Annotated in this window: 10 protein-coding genes; 3 read left to right on the top strand and 7 right to left on the bottom strand. The window is 59.6% G+C overall.

Annotation, left to right across the window (positions count from 1 at the left end; genetic code table 11):
* The first annotated feature begins 21 nt into the window (after nt 1–21).
* On the top strand, nt 22–591 hold the full coding sequence (locus PMI28_RS16455) for a hypothetical protein (protein ID WP_007986135.1): 570 nt from the start codon (nt 22–24) through the stop codon (nt 589–591).
* A gap of 16 nt (nt 592–607) precedes the next feature.
* Here PMI28_RS16455 and PMI28_RS16450 read toward each other — a convergent pair whose 3' ends face one another.
* The 6 genes from PMI28_RS16450 to PMI28_RS16425 form a co-directional block, all read right to left on the bottom strand.
* Nucleotides 608–1,939: a DUF58 domain-containing protein gene (locus PMI28_RS16450; protein ID WP_007986136.1), complete on the bottom strand. Its 1,332-nt coding sequence runs from the start codon at nt 1,937–1,939 to the stop codon at nt 608–610.
* Nucleotides 1,940–2,111: 172 nt separating this feature from the next.
* On the bottom strand, nt 2,112–3,113 hold the full coding sequence (locus tag PMI28_RS16445) for an AAA family ATPase (RefSeq protein ID WP_007986137.1): 1,002 nt from the start codon (nt 3,111–3,113) through the stop codon (nt 2,112–2,114).
* Complete coding sequence (locus PMI28_RS16440) at nt 3,110–4,273, bottom strand: DUF4350 domain-containing protein (protein ID WP_007986139.1); 1,164 nt, start codon at nt 4,271–4,273, stop codon at nt 3,110–3,112. Before PMI28_RS16440 ends, PMI28_RS16445 begins: the two co-directional genes overlap by 4 nt.
* Nucleotides 4,270–5,814 carry a DUF4129 domain-containing protein gene (locus tag PMI28_RS16435; RefSeq protein ID WP_007986141.1) on the bottom strand — a complete coding sequence of 515 codons (1,545 nt, stop codon included), beginning with the start codon at nt 5,812–5,814 and terminating at the stop codon, nt 4,270–4,272. Before PMI28_RS16435 ends, PMI28_RS16440 begins: the two co-directional genes overlap by 4 nt.
* The gene (locus tag PMI28_RS16430) at nt 5,801–6,778 is read right to left on the bottom strand and encodes a stage II sporulation protein M (RefSeq protein WP_007986144.1); all 978 of its coding nucleotides are present in this window, start codon (nt 6,776–6,778) and stop codon (nt 5,801–5,803) included. The genes PMI28_RS16435 and PMI28_RS16430 overlap by 14 nt, the downstream gene beginning before the upstream one ends.
* Nucleotides 6,775–7,500 carry an RDD family protein gene (locus PMI28_RS16425; protein WP_007986146.1) on the bottom strand — a complete coding sequence of 242 codons (726 nt, stop codon included), beginning with the start codon at nt 7,498–7,500 and terminating at the stop codon, nt 6,775–6,777. The genes PMI28_RS16430 and PMI28_RS16425 overlap by 4 nt, the downstream gene beginning before the upstream one ends.
* A 200-nt stretch (nt 7,501–7,700) precedes the next feature.
* Between PMI28_RS16425 and sbcB the strand changes: the two genes are divergently transcribed.
* On the top strand, nt 7,701–9,131 hold the full coding sequence (gene sbcB, locus PMI28_RS16420; protein WP_007986148.1) for an exodeoxyribonuclease I: 1,431 nt from the start codon (nt 7,701–7,703) through the stop codon (nt 9,129–9,131).
* A 100-nt stretch (nt 9,132–9,231) separates the two neighbouring features.
* Here the strand turns inward: sbcB and mvaT are convergent, their stop codons facing one another.
* Nucleotides 9,232–9,609 carry a histone-like nucleoid-structuring protein MvaT gene (gene mvaT, locus PMI28_RS16415; protein WP_007986150.1) on the bottom strand — a complete coding sequence of 126 codons (378 nt, stop codon included), beginning with the start codon at nt 9,607–9,609 and terminating at the stop codon, nt 9,232–9,234.
* Between the two features lie 337 nt (nt 9,610–9,946).
* Between mvaT and purU the strand changes: the two genes are divergently transcribed.
* Entirely contained in the window at nt 9,947–10,795 is an 849-nt protein-coding gene (purU, locus tag PMI28_RS16410) for a formyltetrahydrofolate deformylase (protein WP_007986152.1), read from the top strand.
* Nucleotides 10,796–10,985 lie beyond the last annotated feature (190 nt).

Here is a 10,985-nt window from a genome sequence, read left to right on the forward strand (position 1 = left end):
TCCACCATCGGTGAGGCAATCATGAGCGTTAATGAATTGTTTGAAAGAAGTAATCTGATTGAAGGAAGAAACCTGATTGAATTTGGAGATTTCAGCGGGAGGTGGAGCGATTTCTGGGCGGTTACGGGGTCTTACGCTGTGCGTCAGGACAATGAGACGGGTAAAACCTATTTGCAAATGATCGAGGGGGCTACGGTCACTCAAACCTTCCAGTTACCTGTGCGTCCCGACGAGGATGCAGTTTACTGGTTTTCTTTCGCCTATGAAGTGGTAGGCGACCAACCAAGTAGGGTCACTCTTACGACTGACGACGGAAAAGTAGTATTCGACGAGCGTTTCTCAAGCAGAAAAAGCCAAGAGGACGCCGGGACTTCAGATGATGAAGTTCGGGCGGATTTAATGCCTTACCCACCGATTGCCATTAAGGGGCTTTCGAGGTCTGACACAAAGATAGACCTGATGGTGACCAGTGCTGATAACGGAAGATTAGGTGGTATTAACGTGACGGACTTCAAGATTGATCTGCGTATTGATCCTTTGAAGTTGAGTGAAATGTCGCTCGATGGTCGATCGATTCCAGTGGCTGTCTAGATTCGATGTGCAAAGATTAAAGCTTTCCGGCTCGCTTCCAGCTCAAATACTCCGTCACCAGCGCCGGACCCAGCTCCCTGGGCCGCGCATCCATCACCAACACTCCATGGGCGTTCAAGCGCTCATGGAGTTCGGCGCGCGCATTCAAGTAATCCACCGTCCCGCAATACGCCAGTGCCTCGGGCAAGGTCTGCACAGGCGACTGGCGTAAAGTATCGAGCACGTCTTCGCGCAGGCTCGCCACCAGCACCTGATGCTGCTGGCTCAGGCGATTGACGGCCGAAAGCAATTCATCGTCGTCTTCGTCGCGCAGGTTGGTCACCAGGACTACCAGTGCCCGACGTTTTTGTCGTACCAGCAGTTGCGTTGCCGCCGCTTGATAGTCGGCGCTGCGTTGGGTGCTGTTCAAGTCATAAACGCTGTTGAGCAGTGTGTTGAGATGGCTGGTGCCTTTTACCGGCGCAAGGTAGCGCGGCTGTTCGCTGGCAAAGGTACTCAGGCCCACCGCGTCGCCCTGACGTAGCGCGACGTAGCTGAGCAACAAACAGGCGTTGAGGGCGTGATCGAAGTGCGACAGCTCATCATCCTGGCTGCGCATGTGCCGGCCGCAGTCGAGCATGAAGATGATCTGCTGGTCGCGTTCGTCCTGATACTCCCGGGCAATCGGCGTGCGTTGGCGGGCGGTGGCTTTCCAGTCGATCTGGCGCAGGCTGTCGCCTTCACGGAATTCGCGCAATTGATGGAATTCCAGGCCCAGGCCGCGTCGTTGTCGCTGGCGCACACCGAGCTGGCTAAGCCAGTTATCCACCGCCAGTAATTGTCCTTCATAGAGACGGGCGAAGTCGGGGTAGACGCGGGTGGTGTCGGGAAGGTCGAGCAAACGCTTGCCGGACCACAATCCCATGGGGCTGGGCAGGCTGATTTCGCAGTATTCGAAGCGCAAGTGACCGCGTTTGAGCGGACGTAGCCGATAGTCGATCCGGCTGTGCTGGCCGGGTTGCAGCTCGACTGTCAGCGGCAGGTTTTCGAAGCTCAGGCCATCCGGTACATGGTCGAAGATCTGAATGTTCAACGGCTGAGGAAAGTCATGCTCGACCTCCAGTCGCACTTCACTCCAGCGCCCCAGCGCCAGGCTGCCGGGTATCTGCCGTTGCAGTCGGGGCGAGGGCAGGCGTTTGAGACGAACGGCGTCGAGTACGGCCAGGACGAGCAATGCCAACAGCAAGCCCCAGTTGATGGCCGGCAGGCTTGATGGAACTGTGATGTCCAGCGCCCGCAACGCACCCAGCACGATGCCGATGGCCAGCAGAACAACGAGCCAGATCAACAGCAGGCGCGATGGTTTCATCGGCGCATTCCCTTTGTGGCGAGGGAGCTTGCTCCCGTTGAGCTGCGCAGCAGCTCCGAAATCACCCGCCGCGGTTTGTCAGGCAAAACGCAGCCGCTGGGTTTACGACTGCTGCGCAGCCGAGCGGGAGCAAGCTCCCTCGCCACGGGATTTGCGTTCGACATAAGGATGTTCACAGCCGTGGCGCCGGCACTTGGTCGAGCATCTGTCGGAGCACCTGATCGACATCCAGCCCTTCGATATCCAGCTCTGGCGCAATGCGTACACGATGGCGCAGCACGGCCAGTGCGCAACCTTTTATGTCATCCGGAATCACGAATTCGCCACCGCGCAGCAGCGCCCGGGCCCGACCGCAGCGCACCAGTGCGATGGAGGCACGCGGCCCGGCGCCGAGGGTCAGGCCCGGCCAGCTGCGTGTAGTGCGGGCCAGGCGCACGGCGTAATCGAGCACCTGATCGTCCAGCGCCAGGTCGCTGGCAATGCGTTGCAGGGCCAGCACATCCCTGGCCTGCAACAGCGTGCGCATGGGTTGGACATCAAGCATGTCGGCCCGGGTCGAGCGGCTGACCTGGCGCACCATGTTCAGCTCTTGCCCGGCGTCGGGGTAATCCATGCGCACCTTGAGCATGAAGCGGTCCAGCTCGGCTTCCGGCAACGGATAAGTGCCTTCCTGCTCGATGGGATTTTGCGTGGCGAGCACCATGAACGGTTGCGCAATCGGCAATGGCCGGCCTTCGAGGGTGACTTGCCGTTCCTGCATGGCTTCGAGCAGCGCCGCCTGGGTTTTCGCTGGGGCGCGGTTGATCTCGTCGGCCAGCAACAGATTGGTGAACACCGGGCCTTTGCGCAGCTTGAATTGCTCGGTCTGCAAGTCGTACACCGCATGCCCGGTGACGTCGCTGGGCATCAGGTCCGGGGTGAACTGAATGCGCGCGAATTCACCGCCGAAGCAACGGGCGAGGGCGCGCACCAGCAAGGTCTTGCCCAGCCCCGGCACGCCTTCAAGCAGTACATGGCCACCGGCGATCAACGCCGTCAGGACATCGTCGATAACGTTGTCCTGGCCGATCAACGCTTTTTGCAACTCATGGCGTACGGCCTGGGCCAGATAGCTGGCACGCTGACGTTGTTGAGCGGCATGGTCCGCTACTTCGGGCTCGATGGGGTCACTCATAGGGCGTTCCTCAAGGATTGCAGGTGGGCGACCTGACGGCTGAATTCAACGCTGGAAAGCCGTTGCTTCGGTCGTGGGCTCATGGCCTGGCTGATGGCGCGTGTGGGTTGGCCGGTCAGGCGTGCGAGCACCAGCCATTGTTCGGCAACGCCGAGTTGTTCAAAGCCGGGATGGCGACGCCGCACGCGGCGCAGGATGTCTTGCTGCAAGGCTTGCAGCAGGCCGGCCTGACCGTTGCGGCGCAACAGGAAGTCGGCACTGGCACGCAGGTGTTCTTGCAATTGCCGGCGCGCTTTCGGTGCCGGCTCCTGCAACGGCCCCTGACGCACGCCAACGTGCCAGAAACCAAGGCCGATCAAAGCGAGCAACGCGACCAGCGCCTGGGGAAAATTGCGCAGCAGCAAGGTCGGCAGGTTGTCGTGATCGGCATTGAAAATCAGCGTGACGCGGGTATCGGCGGTCAGGTACCAGAGCAGCCAGGCATTGTCGAACTGACCAATGGCCGGGGTTTTCCACAAGTCGGCATCGGTGACCACGGTGATCGAGCCGCGCCCGTAGTTGAGCTGCATCATGTGCGTGGCCCTGGCGCTGTTGGCCCAGGCCTGGGCGAGGTTTTTCGGGTCTTCGAGATGGAACGCGGTATTGAAACCGGCATAGGCCGGGGCGTCTTCGTTTTCCAGATAGAGCTTGGTCAGTAGCGGGAAAGGATCGTCGCCGACATTGGGCGGCGGTTCCTTGAGGTCTTTGCTCAGGGACTGGTGCAGTTGCACCCGATCGAGCAGCAGGTCATTGCTGTGGCCGAGTTTTTTATTCCACAGCGACTGGGCGACGAACAGAAGCCGCCCGCCGGCCCGGGTCCAGTTCATTACCTGGTCGATCTGTCGTGGGGTCATGTTGTTGTGGTCCCCGAGCAACAGCAGGCTGCGTCGACGCGGGTCGAGACTGGGCAGGATGTCGAGGTCATTGGCGTGCTCGACGCTCAGGCCATGCTTGCGCAGGAAGAGCTCCGCCGCCAGATAAGGGTTGGCCCTGGCTTCGGGGGAGGGACCGTGGTCGATTACGGTCTGGTAAGGGATAACCTTGAGGTACAGATAAACGCTCAGCGCAACCACCGACACGGCGATCAACGCCGCGGCTATCGCCCCCCTGCGCCGACTCAACGGGCGGCCCCGGGGCCGAACAACACACGCCAGCCGTTACACAATTGCTGTTGCACCTGATCGGGCGGCAGGCGATGACCGTAAGCCATGTTTTGCCAGTGCCCGGTCAGGTTTGTGCTGTAGGCCAGCAAGGCCGGTTGCTGTAACAGTTCGACACGCCGAAGAACCTGCCCTTCGGTGTCGGCGGCTTTGAGCGTGATGTTGAAGTCGTGCACCAGGCGGCTGAGCAGGCCGCGATAGAGCAAGCCGAGCGCTTCGCGCGGGTGGGTCTGCCAGAGGCTTTCAGCGCTGGAGGCAATGTCCGCGGGCAGGGACTCGGGTTTGAGGTCCAGGCCGAATGCCTGCTGCGGTAACGGCCGCGTGGTTTTGACATTGAGTGCCGGTCGTCGGCTGACGAACGCCTGCAACCAGTCGCGATAGCGCCAGATCAACAGGCCGATGGCTGCGACGACCGTGCCCCACAGTACGATTTCAATCAGTGTCGCCAAGGCCTCGAAGCGCTGCCCCTCAAACAGCTTCAACAGGGCCTTCAGCCATTGCGGTGTCTTGCCTTCGCCCGGGGCTCCGGCGCCCGGTTGGTCTTCGCCCAAACGGTAGCGTGTCACCGTTTCCCGGTTCTTGAAGGGCGGCTGTTCGAGGATTGCCTTGATGTTGTCCCTGGAGACCTGGCTGTTCAGGGGCTGGCCCAGCAGACGCGGGCTGTCGGGCGAAATGGCGGGTTCGGCGGCCCACGCGCTGTGTGTGGTCGGCATCAGCACAATCACGGCGATCAACAGGACAGCCCCTGCACTGACGAGACGCTGGCGCATCCGGCGGAACACCAGTTCGATATCCCAGGCCTCCAGAACGGTGCGCCGGTTCAGGTAAAGGCTGAAACCGCAGGCGACATAGACCGGTTCCCAGACCACCAGTACCAAGGCATAAAACGCATTGGTCAGGTGTTCCAGCCAGCGCCAGTCCTGGGTGGCCGCAGAGATCAGCGACTGCCAGCTCCAGTCGAGCGCGACCTGTTGTGGCAGGAGCAGATAGAACAGCACCATCAAGCCGATCCACAACGTACCTTCGAGATGCGCACCAATGATCGTCAGCCATCGCGCCGCGCCACCGCCTCGCTGCAGCAATACGTGCAAACGCTGCTGTCGCGCGTGTCCGTCCAGGCCTTCCAGTTGCATCACCGGCATCAGGAAGCTGCGGTGCAGGCTCAGGCGGCGCCAGGTCAGGCTGGCCAGCAGCTGTGGCTTGAGCAACCGTGGCCATTGATAGAGGGCCTGCTTGAGCGTCGGCGTTTCACCGAACATGGCTTTGGACAGGATGTACAAGGGCAGGCGTTCGAACGCCGGCTTCAGCCACCAGAAAATGAACACGGCGAGAGAGGGCGAATCCCGGAATCCCCAACTGAGCAGCGCGAAAACCGGCAAGGTGACCATGGCCCAACTGGTCATCAACAGGCGTCGGTGGCGCTGGCTCAGAAGCACGCCGAGGTCCATGGCTTCCCAGGTCCGGCGTGGGCGAATCACCACCGTGGCGTCACTCAGGCGCATGGCGGTGACGTCCGGCAAACACGAGATAAACCACCACCAGCAACCAGAGCGCCGCGCCGACCAGGTACTTGGTCTGGTGTGACGGGTGAGTCATTGACGACCAGTAGGCTTCGATAAATGCTGCGATCAACAGAAACAGCATGACGCCGCAGATCAGCAGCACACTCTTGCGCGCTGCCAGGCGCAAGGCCTCGGCGCGTGGCAGGCGCCCCGGGGCGATCAACGCCCAGCCCAGCTTCAGGCCGGCGGCACCGGCCAGGGCGATGGCACTGAGTTCGAAAGCGCCGTGGCCGATCACGAATGACCAAAAGGTTTGCCCGTAGCCGATGTAAGTCAGGTGGCCGGCCACTGCACCGATCTTCAGACCGTTGAGGATCAGGAAAAACACGCTGCCCAAGCCAAACAGCAAACCACTGGCGAAGGTCTGAAAGGCAATGCCGATGTTGTGCATGATGTAGTAGCCGAACATCACCCAGTCCTCACTGGCAGCCCGTTCCGCCGTGCGCCCGAGGTGACCGGCAACGGGGTCGTACATGCTTTGCATTTCACTGACCTGCCTGGCGGGGATCAGGTTGTAGACCAGGTCCGGGTACAGGTACACCAGCAGCGCGAAACCGGCCAGGCTGGCAAAAAACAGCAGGCTGGCGACGAGTACGAAACGCCACTGTTCGCGCACCAGCCGCGGGAAACCGGCCAGGATGAATGCCAGCACATTACCCCCCAAATGGCTGCGGTGACGGTAAAGCTGTTGATGCCCACGCAGCACTTGTTGCTGCAGGGAGTCGATCAGAAAACTGCTGTAGCCGCGCTCCCTGGCCAGTGCCAGGTGTTGGCAGAGACGTCGGTAGTCCCTCGGGAAATTGCCGGCTCCGGTGGCTTTCCTGTCGTGCTCCAATTGCTCGAGCAGGCGAGCGAACTGTTCCCATTCGGCCTTGTGCCGGTTTTCAAAAAGGCTTTGTTTCATGGCGGCCCCAACAAGCCGCGGGCGATGCCGTTGAGTTCAGTGACCGTCTGCGGGGCCTGGACTTGCAACGGTTGGGCGAGGATCGCGGCGAGTTCATCGACCCGGGCCCGGGAGAGTTCGCCCTGGCGCTCGGCAAAACCGAGAATGGCCCGTTGCTCGGAGAGCGTCAGGGTAAAGGCCGGGCGGCGGGGCTGGGCTTCGGGGAGTTCGGGGCGGGTGTGCGATTGTTCGCGGTAGATCACCAGGGTCCCGGCGGCGATATCGCCAAGGCGCTTGAATTGAGGATGTTGCAGGCAACTGATGGCTCCGAGGCAGTAGCCGAACGGCAACAGGTCGACAACGCGCAACAGGTTGCGCAGCAGCGACGCGGACCAGCCGACCGGGGTGCCATCGTCGTGCACCACTCGTATTCCCATCCATAGCTTGCCCGGCGAGCGGCCGTGGTTGAGGACCTCGAACAGCACCATGTACCACCAGTTCACCACGAACAGCAGGATTGACCCGAGTCCGGCACCCGGTTTGCCGAGCATCGCCAGTACCATGAACAGCACGCCCAGGACCAGGCCGCGCAAAACAAGATCGATGGCGAACGCCAGCGCACGGACCATCAACCCGGCCGGGCGCAGCGGCAGGTCGACGCCCTCCGGCGTTTCGACGTGATACCGCGTATCCAGTGGCGGTGACAGCGGCGCATTCCCTCGCAGTGCTGTGGTCTCGAGCATGGGCAACCTGATGATGTGGCCTTATTCGGGATTGTGTATCCATTCGATGCTAGCAGCCTATTCGAGGGGCGGTGGCGGGGGGAAACGACATAACTATGTATTGCCTGGTGAGTCGCGCCAGGTGCTTGAATGACAAGACTACTGGCCGGGACGGGAACTGAACGCCTAGACTTTGCCGATCTTCAGTTCAGGAACCGCCCGTGACTTCCATCTTCTGGTACGACTACGAAACCACTGGCATCAATCCCCGTTGCGACCGTCCGTTGCAAATGGCCGGCCTGCGCACTGACTTCGATCTCAATGAAATCGATGAGCCGGTCAATCTTTACTGCCAGCCCAGTGATGACATCCTGCCGCATCCGGCCGCCTGCACGATCACGGGAATCACCCCCGGGCAACTGCAGGCGCAAGGCTTGAGCGAAGCCGATTTCATGACTCGGGTGCATGCCCAGCTCGCAGCGCCGGGCACCTGTGGCGCGGGGTATAACACCTTGCGTTTCGACGACGAGATGACCCGCTACAGCCTGTACCGCAACTTTTTCGACCCTTATGCACGGGAGTGGCAGGGCGGCAACAGCCGCTGGGACCTGATCGATGTGGTGCGCGCCGCTTATGCCTTGCGCCCCGATGGCATGCAATGGCCGACGGACGACGAGGGGCGGGTCACGCTCAAACTCGAGCGCCTGACCGCTGCCAATGGCATCGATCATGGCAATGCCCACGAAGCGCTATCGGACGTTCGCGCGACGATCGCCCTGGCACGCCTGATACGGGAAAAACAGCCAAAACTGTACGACTGGCTGTTTCAGTTGCGCAGCAAGCAAAAAGTCATGGACCAGATACGCCTGCTGCAACCGCTGGTGCATGTTTCCGGGCGTTTTTCGGCCGCGCGCAGCTATGTGGGTGTGGTGTTGCCGCTGGCCTGGCACCCACGCAACAAGAACGCCCTGATCGTCTGTGACCTGCACCTCGATCCTCAGAGCCTGCTCGACCTGGATGCCGAAAGTTTGCGCCAGCGCTTGTATTGCCGCCGCGAGGAACTGGCCGAAGGTGAGTTGCCGGTGCCGTTGAAACTGATTCACATCAACAAGTGCCCGGTAGTGGCACCGTTGTCGGTACTCCGCAAGGAAGATCAACAGCGCCTGGGGCTGGATATGGCACTGTATCAGCAGCGGGTGTTGCGGCTAAATGACGCGCAGAAAGTTTGGCTGGATAAAATTCTGGCGATTTATGCCCGCGAAGATTTTTCCCCGAACCAGGATCCGGAGCAACAGTTATACGATGGATTTATCGGTGATCGGGATCGGCGATTGTGTGAGCAAGTCAGAACCGTTGACCCGATGCAATTGGCACAAGAGCAATGGCCTTTCGATGACGAACGTTTGCCTGAATTGCTGTTTCGATATCGCGCACGCAACTTTCCCGACACGTTGAATTCCGAAGAGCACGAGCGCTGGCGAATATTCTGTCAGAAACGTTTGTCAGAACCCGAGTGGGGGGCGCCAAATACCCTTGAGAGTTTTGTAGAGACCGCGGCCCAATTGAGCGTTAGTGCTACTCCGTTTCAGCAGGGGGTGCTCAGTGAGTGGCAGGATTATGTCCAGGGATTGCGCCAGCGTTTGAATCTTTGAAATCGAACATGCCAGGGCATAAATACCGCGCATAAAAATAACGCCAGCATTTGCTGGCGTTATTTTTTGTCACGGATCCATCTGCGACAAGCTCTGGGGCTTAGCCCAGCAGGGTAGCCCAACCTTCCACCACGTCACCGCCCCACTTGGCTTTCCACTCTTTCAGAGTCTTGTGGTTGCCACCTTTGGTTTCGATGACTTCACCGTTGTGCGGGTTTTTGTATTGTTTAACTTTGCGAGCACGCTTGGTGCCGGTAGTTTTTACTGCAGCGCCACGAGGTGCTTTGGTTTTGGATTCTGGATCCAACAGCGCGATGATGTCACGCAGGGACTTGGAGTATTCGCCCATCAGGGTGCGCAGTTTGCCTTCGAATTCCAGCTCGGTTTGCAGTTTGTCGTCTTGGGACAGGTTCTTCAAACGGGCTTGCAGCTCTTTGATAGCTTCTTCGGTGGCGCGATATTCGTTGATCAAGGACATGTGGACTTACCTTATGTTGTGCGCTGGATGGCAGGTGACAGTGCGGCAATAATAGTCACGGTGTTTCATCAAGTAAACATTTAAGCCAAGTTTATTTAATTTAGTTGCTGTGGTTTCGGCGCACATTGGTAATGCAGTTGTAAGTGTGGTCCGAGTCTGACAGATATACATAAATTAACAATTGACTGGCACCGCTAGAGCATCTGTGCGAACGGGCACTGGCTTTGTCCGACCTGTCGCGCCGACCTTCCGACAGGGCGAAACGTCAACAATACTGCAGTTTTGCTGCGCAATCGCTAGAATGGCGGCCTTTGCGAAGTTCTGGAGTTCCCCCCTCATGCGCACTTTTCGTCTGGTGATTTCTTGCCCGGACCGTGTTGGCATCGTTGCCAAAGTCAGTAACTTTCTGGCATCACACAACGGCTGGATCACTGAAGCGAGCCATCACTCGGACAATCTCAGTGGCTGGTTCTTCATGCGTCACGAAATCCGTGCCGACTCCCTGCCATTTGGTATCGAGGCGTTTCGCGAAGCTTTTGCCCCGATCGCCGAAGAGTTCTCGATGGACTGGCGCATCACCGATACTGCACAAAAGAAGCGTGTCGTCCTGATGGCCAGCCGCGAGTCGCACTGCCTGGCCGATTTGCTGCACCGCTGGCACAGCGATGAGCTGGACTGCGAAATTTCCTGCGTCATTTCCAACCATGATGACTTGCGCAGCATGGTGGAGTGGCATGGCATTCCGTATTACCACGTCCCGGTCAATCCGCAGGACAAGCAACCGGCTTTCGCCGAGGTATCGCGCCTGGTCAAGCAGCACGATGCCGAAGTGGTAGTGCTTGCCCGCTACATGCAAATCCTGCCGCCCGAGTTGTGCAGTGAATACGCACACAAGGTCATCAACATTCACCACAGCTTCCTGCCGTCGTTCGTCGGTGCCAAGCCGTATCACCAGGCGTCCCTGCGTGGCGTGAAGCTGATCGGCGCGACCTGCCACTATGTGACCGAAGAGCTGGATGCCGGTCCGATCATCGAGCAGGACGTGGTGCGTGTCAGCCACAGCGACAGCATCGAAGACATGGTGCGTTTCGGCCGTGATGTCGAGAAAATGGTGCTGGCCCGTGGCCTGCGTTATCACCTGGAAGACCGGGTGCTCGTGCATGGCAACAAAACCGTCGTCTTCTGACAGACCGGCGGCACCGTTGAAATTCGAAGGGCCTGGCCTAATGCCGATCAGTCAGGCGAACCCGGACGCTACGCCTTCCTTGTAGCAGCTGGCGTAGCCTGCGTCCGGCTGCGCAGCAGTCGTAAATCCGGCTTGCACGATCTCTCTGACGTACCGCAAGCTCTGATGTTGCGACTGCTGCGCAGCCGGA

This window comes from Pseudomonas sp. GM48 (assembly GCF_000282335.1).
In the GTDB taxonomy this organism is placed as follows: domain Bacteria; phylum Pseudomonadota; class Gammaproteobacteria; order Pseudomonadales; family Pseudomonadaceae; genus Aquipseudomonas.

Coding starts and splice junctions, on each gene's coding strand:
- PMI28_RS16430 (WP_007986144.1), bottom strand. CDS start 6,778: ATGAAACAAAGCCTTTTTGAAAACCGGCACAAGGCCGAATGGGAACAG.
- PMI28_RS16435 (WP_007986141.1), bottom strand. CDS start 5,814: ATGCGCCTGAGTGACGCCACGGTGGTGATTCGCCCACGCCGGACCTGG.
- PMI28_RS16450 (WP_007986136.1), bottom strand. CDS start 1,939: ATGAAACCATCGCGCCTGCTGTTGATCTGGCTCGTTGTTCTGCTGGCC.
- PMI28_RS16425 (WP_007986146.1), bottom strand. CDS start 7,500: ATGCTCGAGACCACAGCACTGCGAGGGAATGCGCCGCTGTCACCGCCA.
- mvaT (WP_007986150.1), bottom strand. CDS start 9,609: ATGTCCTTGATCAACGAATATCGCGCCACCGAAGAAGCTATCAAAGAG.
- PMI28_RS16455 (WP_007986135.1), top strand. CDS start 22: ATGAGCGTTAATGAATTGTTTGAAAGAAGTAATCTGATTGAAGGAAGA.
- PMI28_RS16445 (WP_007986137.1), bottom strand. CDS start 3,113: ATGAGTGACCCCATCGAGCCCGAAGTAGCGGACCATGCCGCTCAACAA.
- purU (WP_007986152.1), top strand. CDS start 9,947: ATGCGCACTTTTCGTCTGGTGATTTCTTGCCCGGACCGTGTTGGCATC.